The organism is Colwellia sp. KU-HH00111, from assembly GCF_040362745.1.
In the GTDB taxonomy this organism is placed as follows: domain Bacteria; phylum Pseudomonadota; class Gammaproteobacteria; order Enterobacterales; family Alteromonadaceae; genus Colwellia.
This window is the reverse complement of sequence record NZ_BAABWO010000006.1, coordinates 195227-221451: the sequence shown is the minus strand read 5'-3', so window position 1 is coordinate 221451 and position 26225 is coordinate 195227. Positions and strand designations below refer to the sequence as shown.

Below are 26225 nucleotides of genomic sequence, written 5' to 3'. Positions count from 1 at the left end.
TTGTTAGTACAAGTTTTATGTTGTGATCTATTACTTGTAAGCACAATTTTTTATTGATAAAAATAGGGTAGCAGTATTTTAGACACTATGATCAACCTCCAATCATCACATTAGGACATCCCACAACAATTTTACCACCATGAGCGGTAGGATCACCCAAACGGGCCGCAGGCTTCCCTCCAATCATCACGGTAGTGGAACCCATAACAATCGTGTCAGGAGGACCAACGCAAACACAAGAGTCACCTAAAGTGGCAGCTGGCATCATGCCAATTAAAACAGTGGGTATGCCTGGGCCAACAATAGGTCCGCCAACATGAGGGATAGGCGGTGTACCTGGCGTTACCATTGGGCAAACATGCATATCTGTTAATCTAGCTGCTGGAGGCATTTTAAAATCCTTATTTAATAAAGTTAACTATAGTTTAGTCTACAATTAAAATTATATATAGCCAAAAAACAACTTTGTTAGTCGCTTTGTTTGACAATCTTTTTATTTATAATACTCTATCTAGATATATACAAAAACATGTGGTTATTTAATAAATTAAAATAACAAAAAAATAGGTTTTTACTCTTATGGCTCATCTTCGTTTGAAGCTAACTTCCCAAAACAATGGTCAACACCTTAAACAGTTTGAGTTTTCATCCCAGGGTGGTTCTATTGGCCGATCAGATTTATGTGATTGGACATTATTTGATCAAGAACGGTTTATTTCTAAAAAGCACGCAGAAATATTTTTTCAGAATAATCAATTTTATGTCTCAGATACAAGTACCAACGGTATTTTTATAAATAATACTGGTAATTTACTCGGTAGTGGCAACAGTCATATTTTGAAGCTTGGCGAGTTACTGATCATTGGTGAGTATCAAATTGTCGTCGATGACATAAGTTTAAATAGCGATATTTCGCAATCAAGTTCCAATAATGACCTATTAGATTTAGTGATGGGGGCTGAACCTTCAGAAAAAAGTAACAATGATTTTGATCCACTTTCGTTTCAAAATAATGCTTCTGGTGCTAATGAACACTCTCAAAGTCTGGGCTTAAATGATATTTTAGATAATCCAGTCAATGATGTTGAGCCCCAATCAAAAGTCAGCTCTTCTGACTACAGAGTGCCCGAACAACCAGAAATCACATTTGGTGGTGAATCATTTGCTTCAACCCAAAGTGAAGCGTTAAATGATGCTAATCTTTACCAACAAAGTAAAAGTGATGAAATTCCGCTAGATTGGGAATTATCTGGCATTATGCCAGCGATATCTAATGAAGACATTGACAGGGAAGCAAATAGCAAGGAAGAAGTCTCTGTTTTAGACGACCTAGCAAATGGCGATAATCCTTTAGCACAGAAATCTTTTTCACAGCTAATGGAAGAAAAGAACTTGACACAAAAAGAGTCTATTGAAGAAATTGCTATTCCACCAAAAGAAGTACACTTAGATCAAGTTGTTCCTACAAAAAATGAAGAACTCTCTAAGGAAGAAAAGACGATTAAAGAACCCACAAATTTTGCTACTAGTAATGAACAACAAGATGTTCCTTTAAAGGATGCGCCACCTGCTGTAGCGATTGAAGAAATACAAAATAAAGCACCTGACATTTTTTTTGAAACTTTATACAGACACCTAGAATTACCAAATCAATACTTGCATAGTGTTGATAAAGAGGTTTTTGCTAAGGAAATTGCGGACGTTCTCTTATCGTCAACCAAAGGGCTAATGTCGTTGCTAAATGGTCGAACTGTTTTCAAACAAGAGTCAAGACTGTCTTTAACATCAATCCAACCTAGATCCAACAACCCGTTAAAGTTTTCAATTGATCCAAGTGATTCATTAGAAATGTTGTTATTGAAAAAGAAAGCCGGATATATGGATGTTCAAAGTTCCTATAAAGAAGCCATTAGTGATATTCAATCACACCAAATGGCATTTCTCGCTGGTTTACAAGCAACATTAAATGGTATTCTAAATGAACTAGAGCCTGAGAAAATTGAGTTAGAGGCTGCTCAATTAGGTAAAAGCTTTATGGGGCTAAACACGTCATCTAAAGCTTGGAAGCTTTATTCCGAAAAACAAAAAGCTCTTGCGAGTAATGTAAGACAAAATCTGAATGATGTGCTGAGCAAATATTTTGCCGATACATACCAAGCACAAATTGATAGTATTAAAGATAATTTGAAATAAGGGCTACTTTTATGCGCACACCATCTATATTTATAATTACTTTTATCCTCGTTGTACTAAGCTCAGGCTGCTCAATGCAACAAGGTGAAAGCAATGTTGACTTTAAATATCAAATCACAGCGAGTGAAGATATCAACCCTAATATTAATGGCGAACCATCACCTGTACTTGTTCGAGTTTATCAATTGTCAAATAAGGTGAATTTTCAAAATGCACCTTATGAGGCTTTATTTGATAATGTACATACTGCTTTAGGGGCCGAGTTTATTAGTATTAATGAATATTTGGTGCACCCTGGCACTAATAATCCAGTCGAATTAGAAATATCTGAGAATGTTAAATATCTTGGTATTGCTGTTGGGTATAGAAGTATAGATATGGTTAATTGGAGAGCAGTTATTGCTGTTCCTGATAATCATTTTTGGAATGATTCTGGGATCGAAATTAAAGTTGATACATTATCGGTACGAGTCATCGAATTGTAAAAGATTAACGTTAAAAAGGAATATTTATGAGTTGGGAAAAACGTATCGTTTGGTCTGAAGGAATGTTACTTCAGCCCCAACATTTTCAACAACAGTCTCGCTATTTTGATAGTCAAATTAGAAATACGTCTCAAATTGCTAATGTTTACCACTGGGGAATTGGCTCTATAGTTATTGATAATTCTCACCTTAATACCGGTAAAATTTGTGTGAATTCTGCTACGGGTGTTTTGCCTGATGGCAGTTACTTTAATATCCCCGAGATTGACGGCGTGCCACTGGCTTTAGATGTTACAGATGCTTTGCTAAACAAAATGGTTTATCTGTGCCTTAATATTAGACATCATGGTAATACCGAGGTTTGTAGAGATTCAGATGATAATAAGAGTTATCGCTATTTCGTTGAAGAGTTAAATGTCAGAGATGTTTCTGGACACTCAAACCTTGAACAATCGATTGAGGTGTCAGGCTATAAGTTTTGCCTGTTAACTGAATTAGATAACCTAGATGAATTTAGCTGTATTCCAATTGGGCTTATCGAAAATATCTCTTCAAGTGGTAAGGTAAGTTTAAAAGAAAATTTTATTCCTCCTTATATCAATGTTAAAAGTAATTTTTACCTTCGTAGCTTTTTATCTGAATTAGTTAATTTGATAAATCATAGAATTGATTCGTTGTCCGCGAGAGTGACTATCGCAGGAAAGGCAACTACAACAGAAGTAACAGATTTTCTAATGTTACAAGCACTCAATAGAAATCAGCCATTAATTCGGTATTTTGAAAACACAGAATGTATCCATCCTCTTGATGTTTATTTACAGTTAACCTCTTTAATAGCTGAAATGTCGACTTTTATTAAAGCGGACAAACAATCACCGCAATTACCGCTTTATGATCATAATAACTTAACAGCTATCTTCGATACTATTATTCATGAATTACGACAAATTTTTAGTATTGTTTTAGAGCAAAACTCAATAAATATTCCTCTGGTAGAGAAAAAATACGGCATTAGGGTAGGAGTAGTTGCAGACAAAACAGTATTTAACTCAGGCTCGTTTATTCTAGCTGTCAGCGCAGACATCAAACCAGAAGAAATAAGGAAATACTTCCCTTCACAGGTTAAAATTGGTGCTGTTGAACAAATCAAAGAGTTGGTTAATGTGCAGTTACCGGGCATTTTGTTGAATAACCTTGCTGTAGCTCCTCGAGAAATCCCTTACCAAAGGAATTTTGTCTATTTTGAATTAATACCTAAAGGTGAATATTGGAATGCACTCGTTAATTCTGGCGGTATAGCAATTCATATTGGTACTAATTTTCCAGGTTTATCAATGGAGCTCTGGGCTATACGGGGGGCAGGTGAATGAATGATGATGATGATGGCTTATCAAGTACAATGATAATTCCAAACCCTGGCGGTCGGCGTACCAATGTTAACGAAGCAACACCAGGTAATGGTAATAATGTACCTTCTCAGCCTAATGTATCTTCACAACAATACAACCAGAGTAATATTCGAGTTCCTAAGGGCGAAAATATTTTATTATCCTTAAGTCATGAAATACTAGTGTTAGCTGGTAACATCCGCTCATTGGAGCCTAATAGAACAATAGTGTCACTTAGAAAAGATGTTGAGTTATTGATTGAAAAGTACACTAATTCATTAACTGAAAGTGGTGTTAGCAAAGAGGTTGTATTAACGTCTAGATATATCATTTGTTGCTTGCTCGATGAACTCGTTTTATCAACGCCATGGGGCAGTGAAAGTGAATGGAGTCACCAAACGCTTCTGGTTAAATACCATAATGAAACATGGGGAGGAGAGAAATTTTTTCTGATTGTTAATAAATTATTAGAGCAACCACAACGTAGCATAGATCTAATTGAGCTTTGCTATTTATGTATTGCAATCGGTTTTTCTGGCAAGTACCGAGTTTCTCATCAAAGAAACAATGAACTTATTAATATTGGAGAATCTATTTATCACCAAATTAGCCAATGCCGCCCTGTCTTTCCAGATTTATCACCTAAATGGCAAGGGATCAGTGCAAAGGAAAAGAATTCAGTAACTAATATTCCCCTCTTTGTTTACGTCTTTGTCTTTCTATTTATTTTATCTGGCGCCTATATTGGGTTTTTACTCAACTTACAATCGAAAGTTGACCCTGTATATGAAAATTTGGAGTCGGTAGGTTGGAAGGATTTTGCTCTAAACGTTAAGGAGCAACCTCAAAATTCACTTCAAGTTTTAAAAGAATTACGTGAAGTTCTGTCAATTGAGATATCAGATAAAATGCTTGATGTTATTGTCAACAGTGACAATATGGTAACGATTAGGTTTAGCAACACCACTTTGTTCAGCTCAGGCAATACTCAGGTCAATGAAAATGCTTTACCAAATGTAAATAAATTGGTCAATGCTATTAAGCCATATTCTGATAGTGTTTTAGTGATAGGCCACACTGACTCAACAGGTAAGCCCGACTCTAATTGGGTGATTTCTCGTAGAAGAGCTCAGGCTATCGCTTCCTGGCTCCGGAAATCAAATAATCAACTTGATAGCATCGTTACAAGAGGTGTGGCGGATACACAGCCAGTCATCAATAATGAGACCGCGTATAACCGAAGCTTAAATCGCCGTGTGGAAATTACTTTAGTGATGAAAGGAAATTAACAATAATGCAATGGATAAAAAAAATAGTTAAAAGCTCATTATTTGTACCTTTTATAATAATCATTCTTATTTCAATTCTAGTATGGTTTACCGGCCCATATTTTGCGTTTGCTGGTTACTATCCTTTGGCTGAAGTAAGTTCAAGAATTACAGCTATTGTTTTAGTTCTCCTTGTTTTTGCTATCTTTAAGCTTGTAACTTACCATCGTGCAGCTAAACTCCAACAAGATATGGTTGAAGATATCGCTGACGATAACGGTATAGAAGAGGTAATTAGTGCTGAATCAGTTGAGCTTAAAAATAAGTTTGAGCAAGCATTTAGTATTCTTCATAAAAAGAAAAAAGGTAACGGCAATTCATTTACTGATTTACCTTGGTATATGATTATTGGTTCACCGGGTTGTGGAAAAACTACACTTTTATCTAATTCTGGTCTCAAATTTCCATTATTTGAAAAATTTTCTAATCAAGCCATTAAAGGTGTTGGTGGAACAAAAAATTGTGATTGGTGGTTCACAGATGAAGCTGTACTTCTTGATACCGCAGGCAGGTATACCTCAAGAGATAGCCACAAGGATGTCGATGAGTCAGGTTGGAATAACTTTTTAAAACTAATAAAAAAGTACCGTAAAAAGCCCATCAGCGGTGTTATTGCAAGCTTTAGTATTTCTGATTTGCTCACTATGAATGAGTTTGAAATAGGGCAACAATTAATTCAAACCAAAAATAGAATATCAGAATTAAACGAATTTTTTGGTACTAAGTTACCTGTTTATATTATTTTAACTAAATGTGATATGTTGGCAGGTTTTAATGAGTTTTATGAAAGTTTCTCACATAAAGAGAGAGAGCAAACATTTGGAATTACCTTTGACTATGAAAAGAACGAGAATAATGTTGCTGAGCAATTTTCATTTCAATTTGATGAGTTAATGAAGTCACTGTCTCGGCGTCAGTGGCCTAGAATGGAGCTTGAAAGAGATAATAATAGAAAATTTTTAATCTATAGTTATACGAATCAGCTGGCTTCACTTAAAGAAAACCTTCAAAACCTAGTAGAACACCTTTCAACACAAGACTCGACCAGTACAAACGGTATTGTAAGAGGTTTGTATTTTACAAGTGGTACCCAACAAGGCGCACCCATTGATAGAATAATGGCGAATTTTTCTCAACAATTTGGACTTAAAAGTACAGCTCAAGTTATGTGGAATAATGATTCACGAAGTTATTTCATCACGGATTTGCTACAAAAAGTTATTTTTCCTGAATCTGAACAATTTGGTGTGCTAGCAGGTTATAAGCGTCGAAAAGGTGTTATTGCAAAATCGATAATATTAGCGGCCTCCGTTGTGACTTTATCACTGTTAATTACCTGGTATATTAGCTATCAGAATAATGTTAAAAATATCGATGCTAGTATTTTGGCTGTAAAAAACTGGCAAGACCAATATCAAAATTCTTCATTAAAGTCAGATATTAAAAGCTATTTGCCGGCCTTAGGTGGTTTCTCCAAAAATTTACAATTGTTAGTTGAACAAAAAGAAGCAAGTTTCTCAGGATTTGGGTTAGACCAATCCACAGCACTACATGAAGCGTTTGATGCCAGTTACACTCGTTTACTCAAAATGGTACTTTTACCTTACGTAAAGAAAAAAATTGAAAATAATTTAATTCAAAAAAATGGCGCTAAGAATAATTACTTAGCGCTTAAAGCCTATTTGATGTTAGGGAATAAAGAGCGACGAGATGAAGCGTTCCTTTTTAATTGGTTCGATAATTCTCTCAATAATGACAGAAGCCTTACAGCAGAAGATAAAGGCGATCTTATAGCTCACTTTGAACGGTTAGTTAAGGATGAAATCCCTGCCGGCACCCTTAATGAACAACTGATAGCCAACTCTCGACGTTATATTAATAAAGGCTCACTAATAGATTTATATTATCAGCAATTTAAACACAGTTATAATAGCCATAATGACCATATGATGACTATGTCCCAGTTAGCAGGTACAGAGTGGCAAAGTGTATTCAGCACTAAGTTAGAAGGGGTTTCAAATTTTTATTCTCCAGAAACGTTTAAGGAAATCAAATCTGAGTTACTTACTCAATATATAACAAAGTTATCAAATGAGGAGTGGATCTTAGGGAGTAGTAATCAACCAGATAAAGACAAATTATCCCGCGATCTTATCAAAGTGTATTCCAATGATTATGTTAAACAATGGAAACGCGTCTTAGCTAAAGTTAGTATCAGTGAGTTTGATAGTATTCAAGGTGGGATAGACAGTTTAAATGTGTCAAGTGCGGTAGATTCTCCGATTATATATTTATTGGAAACAGTTTCAACTTATACGCAGCTACAAAATGAAGACTTACTGAAAAAAGTAGGTAATGCTTCTGGGCGTTATACAGCAAAACTTAACCGTGTTCAAAAACTCAAAAGCTTAAGAGCTTCTGATTCGCCTGAATTATTTATATCGTCTCAATTTAGCAAGTTACACGAGCTTATGAGTCAAGATAAAAAGCTAGTCATATATGAAAAAATGTCGACTATTTTTTCTAAATTGGCTCTGGAGTTATCTCAGTTGAGCGAATCAAATGACGCGTTTGAGATAAACAAAGTAATGGAGCCTCTGCGCACTTTTGCTTTTAAGCAGCCGCTTCCTCTTAGTCAATGGTTGGGTGAAATTGATGGTAATGTTGATTATTTGATAAGAAAAGAAAAAGTTAAACAGATTGTCACTTTATGGCAACAGGAAGTTATGCCACGTTGTAACGATCTAACGCAAAGTAGTTATCCTTTTAATAAGGAATCGCTAAGAAATATCTCTTTAAATGAAATGTCAGAGTTATTTTCTAATTCTGGTATTTTAATTGAATTTTTCAATCAAAATATAAAATCTCTCGTTAATACCAGTTCATATCCTTGGCGATGGAAAAACCGAAAATCTAAAGGAAATGGTTTATCTGATGCTGTGTTGCGGTATTTTGAGCTAATTGATCGTATTAAAAGCTCTCTGTTCCTAATAGATGAGCGGGTGCCGAATTTAAGTCTTATCTTAAAACCTATTTTTCTTGACACTAAAGCAGCAAAATTTGAAATAAACCATTATGGTAAACGGTTTGGCTATCAGTTTGGTAGGGCAAGTAATACTAAAATTACTTGGCCTACAGCAAATCCCGATTTAGGTGTGGCCTATACCTTTTTCAGAAAAGATGGCAGTGAAGCTATCATCCATGAAAATGGTCCTTTTGCCTTATTTAGATTATTAGATAAAGCTAATATCAAAAAAATTAGTAATAATAAGATTGAGGTCACGCTATCTGCTGAAAACTACAGTGCGGTTTACGAGATAAAAGCTGAGCATGGTGCCAACCCTTTAGTTTTCGATCTTCTCTCTCAGTTTCAATGTATGCGACGTTTTTAAGGATAATTCATGAAAGTTGGATACTTTGGCAAGCTACCAAGTTATGGTGATTTCATTCAACGAAATGTTTCTCCTGAGATAATAAAAAACCTGGATAATTGGTTTTTGCAATCCATTGAAAATTCGAGAGCTCAGATTGGGAGTGAATGGCAACAGCTTTATTTTAATAGCCCTATATGGCGCTTTGTTATCAGTCAGAACACAGTTTGTGACAAAGTCTTATCGGGCTTTATGATGCCAAGTGTTGATAAAGCTGGACGCTGTTACCCATTTAGTGTCATTTGTGAACTTGACGCACAGGTAAATCCTTTTATTGTTGCCAGGCAGTTAGATGCTAACCATAAACAAGTAGAAGAGTTTGTTTTAAGCCTGTTAGAAAAACAAAAGCCAAACTTAGATGAAATTCAACAAGTGTTAGATGACTTATACTCCTCTTGTAGGGATAGTTCATATTATGGAATGGCGCATTATCCCCCTTGTTCATATGCAGAAATAGGCTCTATTATCGACAACGATTTAAATGATTTAAGTCGCTGCAATGATACTTTTTTACAAAGCTTATTAACCATGCAAAAAGTGAAAATTACGTTATGGTGGACTTCAGGTGGCGTTGGACTTACTCCTAGAAAACGCTATTTTAGCGATCTTCCACCCGTTGAGACTTTTTCATCATTCTTAAGAGGAACTGAAGAAACATGACAGATTTTTGGCGTAGTTTTTCCGTTACTGATGTCGGCGTTAAGCGAAAAGTCAATCAAGATGCAATATATGTCTCAGATGTAGATAAGATATGGCTGGTGGCCGATGGTATGGGGGGACATGCTCAAGGAGACAAAGCAAGTCAGGCGCTTGTGGCCGCATTTAATAATTTGAAATTGAGCAACACTTTAGCTGAAAGGGTTTTACAAATTGAAGCTACTATTAGTAAGGTTAATAGCGACTTACAGCATTACTCACAGGTTACATTGAATGGAAAAGCTATCGGTTCTACTATTGTTCTATATACTGTTTGTCAGGGGGTTGGCGTATTACTTTGGGCAGGGGATTCTAGGGGATATAAAGTTGAAAAGAATCATGTTGAACAAATAAGCTGGGATCATAGCCATATTGAAGAATTGCTAAAAGCAGGACAAATTACTAAAACAGAAGCAGCGGAAAGTAAGTTGTCAAATGTGATTACTAGGGCGGTGGGAGCGCACAAAGAAATATATTTTGATCATGTATTAATTCCTGCAAATATCAGCAATAGTCTTCTACTATGTAGCGATGGCTTAACAAATGAATTAAATGATGCCGAAATAAATAGCATCCTACAACAAGACCAATGCTCACAAGCAGCTATCGATAACTTACTTCAAAAAACACTTGAAAAAGGGGCAAAGGATAATGTCTCAATCATCATTATCAAAAATGAGTCATATGAAAGCCAGACTTCTGAAAGTTCAAGATTGTATAATCAATTAAATGATGCTATTTCAAGGATCAGTCAAGATTTTTTTCAAGAAAAAATAGAACAGAGTGAATATATGTCAGAGTTAACATCTATTCTTAATGCAAGCACCTTTGATAATAACTTACAAACTCAACCAGGAATAAGCAAAAAACAACAAGCTTGCTTGAATAACGAGAAAGAACTACCTACTAACAATTACCCTAAAATAACGCAAAGTGATGTAATAAAAAGTAGCATGACCAAGTTTAAAGTTTTACTCATTGTTGTTTTGCTCATAATTGTAATAACTTATTTGTTTGATCTCATTTAATACCCCTGCGTATTCACTTATCTGATTTAGCGTGAGCTAATTTTATTTAAGACAAATGTTGTTATACTTATCTTATATTAACGTATCAATTCTCCAATCATTTAAATGAAAATTACCATTGGCTTTAGAGCGGTAAAACACGAAGACTTAGATTTTTTGCTTAAACTAAGAAAAAAATCAATGGCTAAACACTTAGCTCGGGCTAAAATAAAATTAACCAATGAACAACACCTTGAGCGTGTAAAAGACAGTTACTATGAGTCGCATATAATCTTACGTGAGCGAAAACCCATAGGCTTATTGAAACTTGGTGTTGTATCACTTAAAGGTGAAGAGAAAAGCTTACATATAAAGCAGTTACAAATACTGCCTGAATACCAAGGGCAGGGCATAGGTAGTAAGATACTCACAGTGGTAAAAAAAAGAGCATTACAATTACAGCTGCCTATCACCTTAAATGTATTACTGAAAAACCCTGCAAGGGGACTGTACTTACGTCATGGCTTTCAAATTGAGGGTAAAAATAAGATTGAATTTCAAATGCGCTGCCCGTTAGAGGTGATCGCTGCTTAATTTTCTTATTTAACAATAATCATGTTGCCGATTTTAAGGTGGTTGTTTCTATTAACAGTGTATTATCACCACAATTAAGCCATAATTGACCATCTTGAATACTGCATTGAAATTCCATAGTTCTGCTTAGTAGTTTGGTTAACGCATCGGTGGTGTCGGTAGTAAATTGTTCAATGGTGAGCTTAGAAAACGTATTTAAGGCGTTTTTTGATTGTAACCACCAAGTGTCAACACTTGAACCGTAACAATACAGTTTCACCTGCTGTGCTTTATTACACGCTTTTTTAATACGTTTTTCATCTATTTGTCCTAACTCAATCCATAAAGCTATTTCATCACTGTAATTAATTTGCCACAGTGCAGCTTCTTCTTCATCACTTACACCTTTACCAAATTTTAAATCGTTATGGGCATTTAAAATGAAGCATATTAACCTGACCATCAATCGTTGATCTGTTTCTGATGGGTGTTGAGCTAAAGTAAGTTGTAATGAATCGTAATAATTACGATCCATATCAGCCAGTTCAATGCTAGCTTTATAAATAGTTGCTTTTAGAGCCATGCGTAATGTTGCTTTTATACGAGGGAATGTAAGTTAACTAGCATGATAACAGCTACCGAGTGACTTGTTATAATATTTTTACACTGAATAACTGAGATAATCATGATAAATTTACTAAATATATATTCAAGTGCTATGGTGATATTATCTAGCCATATTTTATTGTGAGTTTATTATGACAATTCAATCTTTTATTCCGCCACAACGTACATTAATGGGGCCAGGCCCTTCAGATGTTAACCCTCGTGTTTTATCAGCATTAGCGAGACCAACAGTTGGCCATCTTGACCCAACATTCATTGGCATGATGGATGAAGTTAAATCTTTATTGCAGTATGCATTTAAAACAAAAAACACTTATACCATGGCTATTTCCGCGCCAGGCTCGGCAGGCATGGAAGCGTGCTTCGTTAATCTACTTACGCCTGATGATACTGTGGTAGTTTGTCGAAACGGTGTGTTTGGTGCACGTATGATTGAAAATGTTCAACGTATCGGTGCTAACGTAGTGGTAGTTGACGGTACATGGGGTAGAGCGGTTGATCCACAAGCCCTTGAAGATACTTTAAAACAAACGCCGCAGGCTAGATTTGTTGCATTTGTGCATGCTGAAACCTCAACCGGCGCGCTTTCTGATGCAAAAGTATTATGTGAAATAGCGCGTAAACATAACTGTTTAACTATTGTTGATGCAGTTACCTCCTTAGGCGGTGTTGAATTAAATGTTGATGACTGGGGTATTGATGCGGTTTATTCTGGTAGTCAAAAATGTTTATCTTGTGTTCCTGGGCTATCACCCGTAAGTTTTAGTGAGCAAGCTGCGAGTGTCATTAAAAACCGAAGTAGTGCGGTACAAAGTTGGTTTTTAGATCAATCGCTAGTTATGGAGTATTGGTCAGGCCAAGGCAAACGTAGTTATCATCACACGGCACCAGTTAACTCTTTATATGCGTTGCATGAATCATTAGTTGTATTACAAAATGAAGGGTTAGAAAATAGTTGGCAGCGCCATCAAACCCAGCATGAAAAGCTTGCAACGGGCTTACAAAGCCTTGGCTTAGATTTTATTGTACCTAAGAATGAACGTTTACCACAATTGAACGCAGTGCATATCCCCCAAGGCATTGATGATGCGAAAGTGCGTCAGTTTTTGTTAAATGAATATAATTTAGAAATAGGTGCCGGGTTAGGGCAATTTTCTGGATCGGCTTGGCGAATTGGTTTAATGGGGTATGCCGCCCGCAATGAGAACGTGTTACTGTGTTTGGCGGCATTAAAAGAAGCGTTAGCTCAGTAACGCTTCTTGTTATTAACAAGTATAGTAACTACTGGCTCTTGGTTTACCAAGTGCCAGTGTTTTTCATGCTTAACCATGGCTCTTGCGGAGAAAGGGCTCCACCTTTTTGCAATAATTCAATAGAAATATTATCAGGTGATTTCACAAACGCCATGTGGCCACAACGCGGTGGTCTATTAATAATAACCCCACTGTTTTGTAATTTTTGGCATGTTTGATAGATGTCTTCTACTTCAAATGCTAAATGCCCAAAGTTGCGACCATTATCATAAAGTTCTTCAGAGCCCCAATTATGCGTTAATTCTATTTCTGCTTCACCGACAGCTGCGGCTAAAAATATTAAGGTGAATTTTCCTTCTGGTACTTCTTTACGTCTCACTTCAACTAAACCTAACTTGTTGACGAAAAAATCTAATGACGCGTCAAGATCATGTACACGAATCATGCTGTGTAAAAATTTCATTATTCTGCCTTTGTTGTCAAATTAATTAACTCAATTATTGTGTTAAATGGGTATAACCATCAATATTACATGAACCACATTTGAGATTACATCGAAGGTAATTATAGCGGCTGTGAATAATAAGCCAATGATGAATACCAATTTTATATTGCAATAATCACATTTAGGCTATGTGCAACACAGGTATAAGCTTTTTCTTACCACCGAGTACAATTTTACCCATGTTTGTTGGCTCTTTAAAAGGCGTTAAATATGCGCCACTACAGAAGTGTTCTCCAGCCGATTTTATTACGGTCATAGGTGAACACTTAATTTAACTTTTGTCGTAATTGTTCAAGACAGGTTGATTATCAATCTATATGCTTGCTTGTACTTTAACCAATAAGGAGTAACACCTTGAAATTTAAATATACAATCTTGTATGTGGATGATGTTGTTGAAACATTCAGTTTCTATGAAAAAGCCTTTGGCCTTAAAAAGAAAATGCTTCATGAGAGTGGCGATTATGGAGAATTAGATACAGGTAATACGACACTTTCATTTTCATCTCTCAAGCTAATGAAAGAACTAGGAAAAAATCCTGCTAAACCTAATTTTAAAGCCCCTTCTTTTGAGATAGCTTTTGAAACGGATAATGTAAAGATGGCACTGTCTAAAGCACTTGAAGCGGGGGCTTTGCTCGTGCAGGATGCTACGGATATGCCTTGGGGGCAGACAATAGCTTATGTAACCGAGAACAATGGCTTTTTAGTTGAAATTTGTACGCCTGTCGCTTCTTAGGCATAGCCTTTGTCATTTAGCTGTCTGAGTATAGCCGGAGAATTTAATACCTGTAACGGTGTTAACCCAAACCAGCGTTGAAACTCTCTATTCATATGAGATTGATCAGCAAAGCCATAGTTCTCCGCAACATCAACTAGGCAAACATGTTGGCTTAAACTTCTGGCCGCTTTTCTAATCCTGGCTAATTGCAACCAATAGCCAGGTGTTCTTTTGGTTTTACTAAAAACGAGTCGTTGCAATGTTCTGGTGCTGACCCCAAGTTGAGCAGCAATTTGTTTTACCGACCCCATCTCATTAGCAAAACATGTTAGTGTTTCCTTCATAGCGCTGTGGGTAGAAATAAAGTCCTCTAAAAAATTACTCACTTCGTCTACATAGGGCTGTTTTTTTTCAATATAGTTTAATAACTCACGCTCTTTAATTTCAGTACCGGGACTTAAGCGAAACCCAGTATAATTACAGCTTGTTTCGATCTGAACAAGTTCAGATCGATCGTAGAGTGGTGAAACTAACCAATTTGGTTTTTCATTTTCCAAGGTTTTGACTATCAAATCGCGGCAACTATCGGGAATTACCACTGTTGATGTAGCCCCACTAAAGTTTGCATTCCAAATAGTAATCAGACTATCGTTCATTTTCTTAAGCCAAATATTAGATTTTAATCTTTTGTTTAAACACAGCAGCTACCACTTTAAGTAATTTCTGCTCAATCTCTAGTATGTTTACCCACAGAAAATTTTGTTTGGTTTATATAGGTGCTCATAGCTATTGCTGGCCAACCTAAAGGTCATGAAGCTACCTATCAAGTTTATAGGATACCAGCTATTTTTAGTAAGGAATATGTTTTATTCTATCTTCATTTATCCGCTGAAATCATCTACAATATGCGCGAATTTTATAAGAATTATATATGCCTAAATCCTTGTTGAAATTGCTGCTTACCATAACACTCTTGGTTGCCTTTGTAGGGCAAACTATGGCGGATCATTTCATCTCGTCAAATACCACTCTTTCAGAACATTTTACAAAAATACAAGTGGATATTATTGTTAATGATCGCGTCAACGCATTAGATGATGATTGTTGTGAAGTAGAGTGTTGTGAAAACCAATGTATTTGCCCTGCGAACGCATGTGCTTCTATTGCGTATATAGATAACAATCTTCCTTTGACAGAGTCAATGGCTCTAAGCGATCCGCTACTGACACTTGCAACCAAAGCAACATATTTTATTGCCGCATCGCTTTATCGGCCTCCAATTTTCACCACATAGCACACCAACTCTCAAATCCTATACAACAGTATAATTTCTTTACTCATTGTGAAAGTTTCACAGTTTTTAGCATTATTAGAGGTAAAAATGCTTAATAAATATTCTAAAATAACATTTGCGGTGCTGTTAGCACCTTCAATTTCTTACGCTGGTGAAGGTGAGAAACACGACGACCATCATGAGCATGGCGAAGATAAGATTGAAAAGATCCAAGTAACCGCATCACGCCTGGGTCGAATTGTGACTGAGTCAGCAACCCGTACAGAGATCATCAATGGCGAAGAAATTCAAGAAAAAGCCTTAATGCGCCCTGGTAATATTTCTATGTTGGTTGCCGAAACTGGCGGAGTACGGGTGCAGAATACATCGCCGGCGTTAGGCAGTGCCAATATACGATTACAAAGTTTGTACGGACGTTATACACAGTTACTTAGTGATGGTTTGCCGCTATATGGTGGTCAAACGGCCTCTATTGGTTTATTGCAAATTCCTCCGACAGATCTTGCCAATGTTGAAATCATTAAAGGAGCAGCATCATCACTGTATGGTGGCTCAGCACTTGGCGGAGTAATTAACTTAATATCTCGAACCCCATCAGATGAAGTTGAAGGCGAAGTGTTATTGAATGCAACATCTAAAAATGGGCAAGATATCACTAGCTATTTTTCCTCGCCGATTAATGATGTAATCAGCGCATCGTTAACTGCTGGTTTGCACAATCAAGAGCAACAAGATTTAGATAGTGACGGCTGGCTTGATATGGCCGCTTACCAACGTGCAACTATTCGCCCTCGAGTTTATTGGGAGAGCGAAGATGGTGCCAACCTATATCTCACGTTTGGCGCTATGAAAGAAGAGCGAGAAGGAGGAACCGTAGAAGGGGCAACAGTACCTAACGGTAATCCATTTATACAAAGTCAAGATTCATTAAGGCTTGATAGTGGTTTTATATTTGATCAACCACTAGGTGAGGTACTTAACCTGAATGTACGTGGCTCGGCAATGCGTCAAGAGCACGACCATGTAAATGGCTTGATACAAGAAAAAGATATTCATGAAAGTTACCTACTTGAATCTAGCGTGTCAGGCTATGGTGATACTTCCGCTTGGCTAGTGGGTGTTGCTTACCAATCAGATCGTTTTGACTCCGGTAATTTTTCAGAGTTTAACTACAATTTCCAAGTGCCGGGCTTATTCTCGCAAGTTGATTATGAGGCAACTGATAAACTTTCATTGTCAATGAGTGCTCGTGCTGATTGGCACAGTGAATATGGTACACAAATTAGCCCGCGCATTTCTATGCTGTATAGTCCTGAACATTTGACTATTCGTGGCTCTTATGGGAAAGGTTTTTTTGCTCCTACGCCCTTTGTTGAAGATATTGAAGACGCCGGTTTATCGCGATTAGCACCCTTTGAAAACATTGAAGAAGAGCAGGCGACTACCGCGTCTATTGACATTAGTTACCTAATGGACAGTATTGAAACTAGTGTGACTTTGTTTGCCTCTGATGTTGAAAATGTTACAGAACTTGAATTGAATGCTCCATATATCAACGCTTCCGACAAACAAGTGGGTATGGTGAATTCCGCAGGTAAAAGTGAGATTCGTGGCGCTGAATTGTTGCTTCGTTATCGCTGGCGTGAACTCAAACTAACGGGTAGTTACTTATACACCGATGCCACTAAACACAGCCAATCAGGTATTGGCAGAACGCCTTTGGCACTTACGCCAAAACACTCGGCAGGTGCTGTTATTATGTGGGAAGAACACGGTAGCCACCTCGTTGGATTTGAGGCTTATTACACAGGTACACAACACTTAGAAGGAAACCCTCATCGCGACAAAAGCAATGCATATTGGCATTTAGGGTTACTTGGTCAAATTACCGTTGGCAAAGTAAGTTATTTCTTAAATGCAGAAAACCTACTTAACGTACGCCAAACAAAAGACGAGTCGTTGTTGTTACCAATGCAAGCTCCAAGCGGCCGTTGGACCACAGATATTTGGTCACGTAATGACGGCTTTACTGTTAATGCCGGTATTCGTGTTCAATTTGGAAGTTAAAATTTTTTAGAATTAAAACATGACTATTTTGGAGGCATAGTTAGTGCCTCCAAAACCATTATGTTTTATCTACATCGTTAAGAAGCAATTACAAAAGAACTAACTCTTTTGTTAAAAGTGAATACTGAATAGCTAGAGCGAGAACAAGCAAACATGATGTTTTGTAAAAAAGGATCAATAATATGTGTAAATCAAATCTCTTTAACTTGTTATTAACTATGAACAATGTGTTCGCACATGTAGATTTAAGTGAATAATTCTGAAAACTTACGTCGCTCAATTGGTCGCGCGAGATGGAATCCTTGGTATTTATCTATCCCTAACGAACACAATAAATTAAACTGAGCTTCGGTTTCGATACCCTCTGCGGTGACCAACAGGCCAAGGCTGTGAGCCATAGACAGTATGCCTTTACATAAATTTAATGAGTCTTCGTCATCCACAATGCCATCAACAAAGCTTCGATCAATTTTAAGTATATCAAAATCGACTTTTTGTAGGTAATTTAGACTTGAGTAGGCAATACCAAAATCATCTACTGCACAGCGGACGCCCATTGCGGTTAGCAAAGTCAGGTTCTGATTGACTAGGTCTAAATCTTCAGCAATGACGCGTTCTGTTAATTCCAATATGAGTTTATCGCCTTTCAGAGCATGTTTTTTTAGCGCATTTTCGATACTGGTTACCAAGGTAGTGCCAACAATCTGTCTGTAAGAAATATTTACCGACATTGTGAGATCAAATCGGCCTTCATCTTGCCATTCTTTTAAAACCTGGCAAGCTTGGTCTAGCACCCATAAGCCAATTTCAATAATTTGACCGTTTTCTTCACTAATAGGAATAAACTCATCAGGGCTTATAGCGCCATACTCACCGTGCTTCCAACGGACTAATGCTTCAGCTCCTAATAATTGCTGGTGGTGGTCAAATATAGGCTGAAATAAAAGGCTCAATTCATTATTGCTGATCGCATTTCTCAATGCAGAGTTAAGGTGCAGTTTACGCTGTAAGTCTGCGTCATACTGAACGTTGTAAAATGAAAAGGCGCCTTTATGATTTTTTTTCGTGCGATACATGGCGGCATCTGCTTTACGAATTAAGTCATTGCCCGCTTGCCCATCGGTTGGATAACTTGATATACCTGCTGTAGAGCCCACCACACTTTCAGTTTTCTCATAATAAATAGGTAGCGCTAGTATTTTCTGCAAACTTTTTATCAATTGCTTGGTTTCTTCTTCAGTGGTAGCTGAACGGGTTAGCAGTATAAATTCGTCGCCACCAAAGCGACCAATAAAGTCTCCACTTCGAATATTGGTTTGAAGCCGACTAGCTACCTCTAGAAGTACCTTGTCACCTGCTTCGTGGCCAAGCATATCATTGATATCTTTAAATTTGTCTAGGTCGATGAAAATGACATAAAAAGAGGCTGTGGTGTCTTCTTCAATCATTTCTTTTATTTTATCTTGGATCATCAGGCGATTAGGAATGTTGGTGAGATGATCAAAATGAGCAAGGTGTGATAATTTGGACTCAAAGCGCTTGCGTTGCGATATGTCTTCTATGGTAAGCAGAGTATGGCGCTTGCCAATTTCATCTTCTACTTCAATAGAGGTAAATTCTATCCAGAGACTGTTCCCCTTATGGGTTTTAATTTCTAATTCTTGTCCGCTTAGATGTTGTCGATTGGTGTCAAATAAGCGGTCAGCATGCTCGCATAAAATACCAATATGTTGGCCAATAAGATGACTATCATTAAAGGAAAATGTGGTATGAGTGGTTGCATTTGCGCGCTCGATAGTGCCGTTACTATCAACCAATATGACGCTCTGGGCCCTAGAGTTGAAGACGCCTGCGAATAAATCACCCTCAAAGGTTGCAAGTTTGAGCGCCTTGTGAACGTGATCCATCTTTTCACGAAGTGTAAAGTGGTAAGTGAGCATTACCAAACTAAAAATAGTGATGCAGACAAGTCGAGTGGCAAGTGTGTATTCTAAATCACCTTCGTACGGTAATTCGGCCATTTGCTCAGGCCAAATGTAATAGTAGATTGTGCCAAGCATGCAAATAAACCAAAAGAATAATTGGCCGCGCCAAGCCATTGTGCCGCCTGCAAGAACCGGGAATATAAAAATCCATGCGTAGTGAACGGTATCGATACCGCCTGCAAATGTCACATTCACCATATGGATTGCAAACATACAAAAAAGCAAAATACCTGCCGCAAAGGGAACATTTTGTTTTCGGTAGTAAATCGCTAGGTTAAGTACAATTATCGCTACACCAATCGCTTGGGAAATATTTATCCATGGGGCCATATAGTTATATAGATCTTTAAAGGTGAGGCCCAGAACGATGATATAAATAATGCTCGTAAAACTGACGATTGAAAATACGCCAGAGGAGCGAGCGTTTATAAAGAAATTGGCGACTTTTGAGTTTTCGACTTCAACGCATTTGGTGGCAGATGACATTCTCGCTAAATTGTCCCACAGGGCTGTTTGTCACCGTAAAGGTGAAGTTTGCACATTAATACAGGTAATGAAATAGTAAAGTTCAGTTGCATAGTAAAGTACAGTAATTACTAACTAATCATAGCAGTAAATTGAATAATGGAAAATTGTTAAGTCCTTTATCTCATAGTTGTGATTCAAACGTCAATTAATGAGTTAATAATGACGGAAAGCAAATTTTATGCTTACCAAAATATAAATAAAGTTCACATTGACTTTTCCCCGTGTTTATAGGTAGTAATGGCCCTGCTTACAACACAAACGCAAAGCTATCGAACGGCGAATTTTTGGTTAAAGGGAAAAGTAGCGTAACTTCATAATTTTACTGAGCCATCCAAGTCATAGGCAAAGGTAGGGACACTTTTGCCTATTCTTATTGAAAGCCAATTTAATGCTAATGATGCTATTGCTCAGAATAAGCAGGCACTAAAAGATAAACACGCAGCGATTATAGATTATCCAAAAGACTAGAATAGATATTTTTCTATTCAGCCTTATCTTTGTACTCACACAAATCTTCAATAATACATGCGCCACATTTAGGTTTACGTGCTGTACAGGTGTAGCGACCATGAAGAATAAGCCAGTGGTGTACATCCACTTTAAATTCAGCAGGAACTACCTTTAGAAGCTTATTTTCAACCTCAACCACGTTTTTACCCATGGCAAATTTAGTGCGGTTTGAAACGCGGTCGATATGGGTGTCGACCGCAATTGTCGGCCAGCCAAAAGCAGTATTAAGTACCACATTTGCTGTCTTTCTGCCGACACCGGGCAAGGCTTCAAGTGCGGCTCTGTCTTCAGGGACTTCTCCGCCATGTAAATCAACCAACATTTGACAGGTTTTAATGGTGTTCACTGCTTTAGTATTAAATAAACCTATGGTTTTGATATACGACTTTAAACCGTCTAAACCTAAATCGAGAATTGCTTGTGGGGTATTTGCAACGGGATAAAGTTTAGCTGTGGCTTTATTCACACCAACATCAGTTGCTTGTGCAGAAAGTAATACCGCTATGAGTAACTCAAATGAACTGGTGAAATTTAGCTCTGTGGTTGGCTCAGGGTTAGCATCGCGTAATCGAGTTAGTATGGCTAAGCGTTTCTCTTTGTTCATGACGTTTCTCTATTGGGCTGCTTTACACTGGCTAGTTAAAAGATCACGAGTCAAAGTTAACGCGAACACGTTCAATCGTTGCTTCGGGTGCTTTAGGTTGGCGTTGTTTTACGTTGGCATCAATGGCATTTTTTAAAGCAATAATAAAGCCCATTGCGATGAAAGCGCCTGGTGGTAAAATAGCTAATAAAAATTGAGAGTCTAATTGCACCACTTCTACTCGCAATACACTAGCCCACTCACCAAGTAGTAAGTTTGCACCATCAAACAAGGTGCCTTGACCTAACACTTCACGAATAGCTCCTAACACAAGTAGCACCAGAGCAAAACCTAAGCCCATCATCAAGCCGTCAAAACTTGACTGCGCGATAGGGTTTTTAGACGCGTAGGCTTCAGCTCTGCCAATAATGGCACAGTTGGTAACAATTAACGGTAGAAAAATACCTAGCGATTGATAAATACCATAAGTATAGGCATTCATTAACAGCTGCACGCAAGTTACAAACGATGCGATGATTAAAACAAAAATAGGAATACGTACTTCTTTCGGTACCCAATGACGAACAGCAGAAACCGTCGCATTTGAGCACACTAATACTAATAATGTGGCAAGCCCTAATCCTAAGGCATTAGTTACAGTTGCTGTTACTGCCAGTAATGGACACAGCCCTAAAAGCTGCACTAACCCCGGGTTGTTTTTCCACAAACCTTGAATAGCAAGGGTTTTATATTCAGCTTTGAGTGCTTGTTTAGCTAGTGCCTTTTCTGCCGTTTGTGCTGCTATGTCAGTATCAAGCTCAGGTGATTGGTTTATTGGGCTTTCATCATTATTGTGCATTACTTGCCTCATCTTTGTTATTTGCAACTACTGACTGTGGCTCAGCGACCTCTGCCTTGCAGCTGTTATTAAGGGTTAATAATGATTGCTGGTTATCTTTAAAAAATAAAACGGCATTTTTCACTGCTTTTACTACTGCACGGGGGGTTATGGTTGCACCGGTAAATTGATCAAACATACCACCATCTTTACTAACAGCCCAACGGCTATCGTTGTCAGATAATAACTTTTTGCCGTTAAAACTTGTGATCCAATCACTTTTTCTCAGTTCAACCTTATCGCCTAGTCCTGGTGTTTCTTGATGTTTTAACACGCGTACACCACTGACGCTATTGTCCATGTTGATTGCAATAATAAGTTCAATAACACCATTATAACCATCAGGCGCATTACTCGTGATGGCAACGGCTATCGCACTACCGTTTTTTCTAGCAATATAGGCTGTTTGCGGTGCAGCATTTTGTTTAGAGCCTATCAGTAAGGGGGAGCTTACAATCACACAATCTTTAGTTATATCATTAGTGTAGCGGCTAGGTTCAATAATACTGTGGAGTGTATTCAATAATTGTAACTGTGCTTGAGTTTCAATTTTGTCTTTGGTCAGCTCATACACTAAGCCAACAATTGCTGTACAAACAATGGCAAAAATGGCTAGTATTTGGCTGTTTTTTTGTATTGGAACAGCAAAAGCTGACTTTTTATCTGGTGAGGGAGTTGACATCATTTAGACTCCCGTTGCTGAGTGGTTTTACTGTCTGGCATAGCAGTAGGCTGCTGGTTAATAGAATGCCCATAGGTACGAGGCCGTGTATATTGATCGATTAAGGGAGCAGACATGTTGCACACCAATACCGCAAAGGCAACGCCATCTGGATAACCGCCATAACTGCGAATTAAATACACTAATAAGCCGGCAAGAGCACCTACAATCATTCTTCCTTTAGTGCTGGTAGCACCCGTAACAGGATCAGTTAAAATAAAGAAAGCACCTAACATGCAGCCACCTGTTAGCCATTGAAATAAGGTCGATGCGCTACTATCAGGGCTGATAGCATAAGCGATAAAAGAACAAATAAATAAACTGGATAAGAAGCTTACGGGGGTTTGCCAAGCGATTGCTTTTTTGGCAATTAACACTATACCTCCAGCAAGAAAGGCAATATTGATCCACTCCCAGCCATAAGCAAACCCTAGCCCGAACGGTAAGTTATTGGTAAATATAGTGGTGGTGATAGTTTCAGAAACAATTAACCCTAACCCTAAATTTGTTTTCAAAGTATCTAAAGGGGTTGCCATGGTAAAGCCATCGATATTGGTTCTCAATTGCTCTACAGAATAACCTTCAGAGGTAAAGCCGGTAAAAATAGTAGCAATAGTGTTGTTAAAATCTAAATCTATTGTCATTAATGCTAAAGGGGGTTGCCATGATGTCATTTGTATTGGAAAAGAAATCAGTAACATTACATAAGCAGCCATAGCAGGATTAAATGGATTATGTCCTAAGCCACCATATAGTTGTTTTACCACTAAAATAGCAAAAGCCGTGCCGAGCACAGATATCCACCAGGGCGCTATGGCAGGTAGGCTGATACTAAGTAATATTGCTGTAAGTATGGCACTGCCATCAAAAAGTTGTTTTTTGATATGACTTTTATTGCTTCTTAGTGATAAGACAATAAACTCACATACTATGGCGGTGGTAACAGCCAAGGCAATGTGAACCATATTGCCCCAACCAAAAAAATACCATTGGGCAAAAATTCCGGGTAAAACAGCATAAATAACTAAACGCATTAACGATGACGTTTCTGCTTGGCTGTGGTTATGGGGTGAGCTTGCGATCCAAAATGCCATAATTATGTCGTTTCTTCATTGGTAGATTTCAGTTGTTTGGTTTGTTCTTTTTTTGCTTGAGCCTTTGCTTTTGCTTTAGCGACCGCTGCAGCAACTCTTGCTTTTTTATCTAAGCTATCGGTTGGTTGCGTTGTACCATCTTTTGCTGATGCCGCTTTCTGAGTCGTTTTTCCTTGTTTACGGTTTGCCTTGGCCTTAGCTTTTGCTACCGCTGCAGCTATTTTAGCTTTCTTGTCATCTTTATCATTGGCTACTGAGTTTGATGAAAGTGGCTCATTGTTTAAGGTTGACTCGACATCACTTGTTTGGCTAAGGGTGTTATCTTGCGCTTCAACACAGGTGCTCTCAGTCTCTGTATTGGTTAAAGCAGTTAACTCAGCGTCATTATTTTTAGCCTGTCGCTTAGCTTTAGCTCTAGCAATAGCCGCTTTTACTTGCGATTTCTCATCTTGCGGAGCTTGCTCGTTGTCAGTCTTTTCATTCGTGGCTGTTGGCAACTCAGCGTCATTATTTTTAGCCTGTCGCTTAGCTTTAGCTCTTTCAATAGCTGCTTTCACCTGTGATTTTTCATCTTGAGGAGCTTGCTCGTTGTCAGTCTTTTCATTCGTGGCTGTTGGCAGCTCAGCATCATTATTTTTAGCCTGTCGCTTAGCTTTAGCTCTTTCAATAGCTGCTTTCACCTGTGACTTATCATCTTTAGGAGCTTGTTTAGTGTTCTCTGTGGAGTCAGGTGCTTCGGCCTTTTTAGCTTTGACCCGCGCAAGTGCAGCAGCTATTGCTGAACTTGCCGTGCTGCCATCTGCTGCTTTTTTATTCATGCTTGCTTTACGGGCAGCAGCCGCTTTTTTGTGTTTTTGTTCGCGCGCAATTTTCTCTTTTTCTAATCTAAGTTTTCTGGCTTCGAAGCGTGCTTTTGCTTTGTCAGCTTTTAGATCAAGTTGTTGTTGTTGACGAATTTCTGCTTTCGCAACTCGATAATATTGTACCAATGGAATTTGGCTCGGACAAACGTAAGCGCAAGCGCCACAGTCAATACAATCAAATAGATTAAGTTTCATTAATTGCTGATGGTCTTTTGCTTTAGCGCTCCATTGCAGCTCTTGGGGTAAAAGTTGGCTAGGGCAGACGTCACTGCACTGACCACAGCGTATACATTCAACTTCGTTAGAATTGTTATCAAAGGCACTTGGCATCTCTTTTTTGCTGGGTGCTAAAATACAATTACTCGTCTTAACAATGGGTACAGAGTCGTTAAGTAGACTAAAGCCCATTAATGGACCACCCATTATTACCGGTGGAGCTGTCTGTTTAGTTGCTGTGTTCTCAGCTAGGGTTTCACTGGTAAAACCTGTTTGTTTGAGCAAATAGCTCACCGGTGTTCCCAATAAAGCCCAAACATTTTGTGGTTTACTTAAAGCTTGCCCTGTTAGAGTGACAACACGCCTGATTAAGGGGATATCATGAATAACAGCATCACTAATAGCAAAGCACGTGGCAACATTTTGTACCACAATACCTGAATGAATTGGCAAAGCACCGCTTTTGACTTCTTTACCGGTTAATACTTTGATTAGTTGCTTTTCACCACCCATAGGATATTTAGTGGGTAGTACACAGACGTTTATTTTGTCAATATCTCTGGTGGCTTGTTGTAATGCTTTAATCGCTTGAGGCTTGTTATCTTCAATACCAATTAATATAAAAGCAGGTTCAAGCAACTTGTCCAGTATTTTTATTCCGTCAACAATTGCAGCGCTTTGTTCACGCATTAATAAGTCATCGGCAGTGATATACGGTTCACATTCAGCTGCATTAATGATTAAAAAATTAATGTCGGGCTTAGTATTAACTTTTATATGGGTTGGAAAACCGGCACCTCCCATACCTGCAATACCAGCATCTGCAATCTTTTTAATTAACTGGAGGTGGGTAAGCTGGGTGAAGTCGTGGCAAATGTCTCTGCTTCGCCATGTATCTTCAAAGTCAACATCAATAAATACACATAGCTCTTCTAAACCAGACGGATGAGCAATAACAGATTTTTTTATCGCACTAATTGTACCGCTAGTAGGCGCATGTATCGGCACTGCCATTGGGTTTGAGCTGCGAGTAAGCGCTTGACCTTTTAATACTTTGTCGCCCACCTTGACCTTTAAGTCACCTTGGCGGCCAATATGTTGCTGTAAAGGTAATATCAGCTGCTTAGGGAGTGGCAGTTGTCTAATAGGTTTGGCAGCAGTTATTGCTTTTTGTTCAGGCGGATGTATACCGCCATGAAACTGCCAAAAATTATTTTGATTGATGCGCTCTAATATAGAATCCACTGTGCCTTTACTCTC

The 26225-nt window shown here is 38.0% G+C and carries 23 protein-coding genes; 12 read left to right on the top strand and 11 right to left on the bottom strand.

Annotated features, from left to right (window positions below; genetic code table 11):
• Positions 1-91: 91 nt before the first annotated feature.
• The gene (locus tag ABXG98_RS12775; RefSeq protein ID WP_353539080.1) at positions 92-391 is read right to left on the bottom strand and encodes a PAAR domain-containing protein; all 300 of its coding nucleotides are present in this window, start codon (positions 389-391) and stop codon (positions 92-94) included.
• Positions 392-579: 188 nt separating this feature from the next.
• On the opposite strand from ABXG98_RS12775, the gene tagH reads away from it, so the two are divergent.
• The 8 genes from tagH to ABXG98_RS12735 all read left to right on the top strand — a co-directional run bounded on the left by tagH (position 580) and on the right by ABXG98_RS12735 (position 11122).
• A complete protein-coding gene (tagH, locus tag ABXG98_RS12770; RefSeq protein WP_353539079.1) occupies positions 580-2193 on the top strand; it encodes a type VI secretion system-associated FHA domain protein TagH in 1614 nt (537 codons plus the stop codon).
• An 11-nt stretch (positions 2194-2204) separates the two neighbouring features.
• Complete coding sequence (gene tssJ / locus ABXG98_RS12765) at positions 2205-2678, top strand: type VI secretion system lipoprotein TssJ (protein ID WP_353539078.1); 474 nt, start codon at positions 2205-2207, stop codon at positions 2676-2678.
• Between the two features lie 26 nt (positions 2679-2704).
• Positions 2705-4048 carry a type VI secretion system baseplate subunit TssK gene (gene tssK / locus ABXG98_RS12760; protein ID WP_353539077.1) on the top strand — a complete coding sequence of 448 codons (1344 nt, stop codon included), beginning with the start codon at positions 2705-2707 and terminating at the stop codon, positions 4046-4048.
• Complete coding sequence (icmH, locus tag ABXG98_RS12755; RefSeq protein ID WP_353539076.1) at positions 4045-5355, top strand: type IVB secretion system protein IcmH/DotU; 1311 nt, start codon at positions 4045-4047, stop codon at positions 5353-5355. The genes tssK and icmH overlap by 4 nt, the downstream gene beginning before the upstream one ends.
• Before the next feature lie 5 nt (positions 5356-5360).
• A complete protein-coding gene (gene tssM / locus ABXG98_RS12750) occupies positions 5361-8786 on the top strand; it encodes a type VI secretion system membrane subunit TssM (protein ID WP_353539075.1) in 3426 nt (1141 codons plus the stop codon).
• A gap of 9 nt (positions 8787-8795) precedes the next feature.
• Positions 8796-9485 carry a type VI secretion system-associated protein TagF gene (tagF, locus tag ABXG98_RS12745; RefSeq protein WP_353539074.1) on the top strand — a complete coding sequence of 230 codons (690 nt, stop codon included), beginning with the start codon at positions 8796-8798 and terminating at the stop codon, positions 9483-9485.
• A complete protein-coding gene (locus ABXG98_RS12740; protein WP_353539073.1) occupies positions 9482-10549 on the top strand; it encodes a PP2C family protein-serine/threonine phosphatase in 1068 nt (355 codons plus the stop codon). Before tagF ends, ABXG98_RS12740 begins: the two co-directional genes overlap by 4 nt.
• A gap of 105 nt (positions 10550-10654) precedes the next feature.
• On the top strand, positions 10655-11122 hold the full coding sequence (locus tag ABXG98_RS12735) for a GNAT family N-acetyltransferase (RefSeq protein WP_353539072.1): 468 nt from the start codon (positions 10655-10657) through the stop codon (positions 11120-11122).
• Between the two features lie 19 nt (positions 11123-11141).
• Here ABXG98_RS12735 and ABXG98_RS12730 read toward each other — a convergent pair whose 3' ends face one another.
• Complete coding sequence (locus ABXG98_RS12730; protein ID WP_353539071.1) at positions 11142-11684, bottom strand: YaeQ family protein; 543 nt, start codon at positions 11682-11684, stop codon at positions 11142-11144.
• A 175-nt stretch (positions 11685-11859) separates the two neighbouring features.
• Between ABXG98_RS12730 and ABXG98_RS12725 the strand changes: the two genes are divergently transcribed.
• On the top strand, positions 11860-12981 hold the full coding sequence (locus tag ABXG98_RS12725; protein WP_353539070.1) for a pyridoxal-phosphate-dependent aminotransferase family protein: 1122 nt from the start codon (positions 11860-11862) through the stop codon (positions 12979-12981).
• A gap of 43 nt (positions 12982-13024) precedes the next feature.
• On the opposite strand, the gene ABXG98_RS12720 is transcribed toward ABXG98_RS12725, so the two are convergent.
• A complete protein-coding gene (locus tag ABXG98_RS12720) occupies positions 13025-13444 on the bottom strand; it encodes a VOC family protein (RefSeq protein ID WP_353539069.1) in 420 nt (139 codons plus the stop codon).
• 163 nt (positions 13445-13607) lie between these two features.
• Complete coding sequence (locus ABXG98_RS12715; protein WP_353539068.1) at positions 13608-13742, bottom strand: hypothetical protein; 135 nt, start codon at positions 13740-13742, stop codon at positions 13608-13610.
• A gap of 98 nt (positions 13743-13840) precedes the next feature.
• On the opposite strand from ABXG98_RS12715, the gene ABXG98_RS12710 reads away from it, so the two are divergent.
• Complete coding sequence (locus ABXG98_RS12710; protein WP_353539067.1) at positions 13841-14224, top strand: VOC family protein; 384 nt, start codon at positions 13841-13843, stop codon at positions 14222-14224.
• On the opposite strand, the gene ABXG98_RS12705 is transcribed toward ABXG98_RS12710, so the two are convergent.
• Entirely contained in the window at positions 14221-14862 is a 642-nt protein-coding gene (locus tag ABXG98_RS12705; protein ID WP_353539066.1) for a helix-turn-helix transcriptional regulator, read from the bottom strand. The two genes, ABXG98_RS12710 and ABXG98_RS12705, sit on opposite strands and share 4 nt — an antisense overlap.
• 275 nt (positions 14863-15137) lie before the next feature.
• Between ABXG98_RS12705 and ABXG98_RS12700 the strand changes: the two genes are divergently transcribed.
• On the top strand, positions 15138-15500 hold the full coding sequence (locus tag ABXG98_RS12700) for a hypothetical protein (protein ID WP_353539065.1): 363 nt from the start codon (positions 15138-15140) through the stop codon (positions 15498-15500).
• An 87-nt stretch (positions 15501-15587) separates the two neighbouring features.
• Positions 15588-17567: a TonB-dependent receptor plug domain-containing protein gene (locus ABXG98_RS12695; RefSeq protein ID WP_353539064.1), complete on the top strand. Its 1980-nt coding sequence runs from the start codon at positions 15588-15590 to the stop codon at positions 17565-17567.
• A 245-nt stretch (positions 17568-17812) separates the two neighbouring features.
• On the opposite strand, the gene ABXG98_RS12690 is transcribed toward ABXG98_RS12695, so the two are convergent.
• The 6 genes from ABXG98_RS12690 to rsxC all read right to left on the bottom strand — a co-directional run bounded on the left by ABXG98_RS12690 (position 17813) and on the right by rsxC (position 26210).
• The gene (locus tag ABXG98_RS12690; RefSeq protein WP_353539063.1) at positions 17813-19882 is read right to left on the bottom strand and encodes a putative bifunctional diguanylate cyclase/phosphodiesterase; all 2070 of its coding nucleotides are present in this window, start codon (positions 19880-19882) and stop codon (positions 17813-17815) included.
• A 679-nt stretch (positions 19883-20561) separates the two neighbouring features.
• Positions 20562-21194 (bottom strand): endonuclease III, encoded by a 633-nt coding sequence (nth, locus tag ABXG98_RS12685; protein ID WP_353539062.1) that lies wholly within the window; start codon positions 21192-21194, stop codon positions 20562-20564.
• A 43-nt stretch (positions 21195-21237) separates the two neighbouring features.
• Complete coding sequence (locus tag ABXG98_RS12680; RefSeq protein ID WP_353539061.1) at positions 21238-22032, bottom strand: electron transport complex subunit E; 795 nt, start codon at positions 22030-22032, stop codon at positions 21238-21240.
• A complete protein-coding gene (gene rsxG, locus ABXG98_RS12675; protein ID WP_353539060.1) occupies positions 22022-22756 on the bottom strand; it encodes an electron transport complex subunit RsxG in 735 nt (244 codons plus the stop codon). Before rsxG ends, ABXG98_RS12680 begins: the two co-directional genes overlap by 11 nt.
• Complete coding sequence (rsxD, locus tag ABXG98_RS12670; RefSeq protein ID WP_353539059.1) at positions 22753-23886, bottom strand: electron transport complex subunit RsxD; 1134 nt, start codon at positions 23884-23886, stop codon at positions 22753-22755. The genes rsxG and rsxD overlap by 4 nt, the downstream gene beginning before the upstream one ends.
• A 2-nt stretch (positions 23887-23888) precedes the next feature.
• Positions 23889-26210, bottom strand: a complete 2322-nt coding sequence (rsxC, locus tag ABXG98_RS12665) for an electron transport complex subunit RsxC (RefSeq protein ID WP_353539058.1) — start codon at positions 26208-26210, stop codon at positions 23889-23891.
• Positions 26211-26225 lie beyond the last annotated feature (15 nt).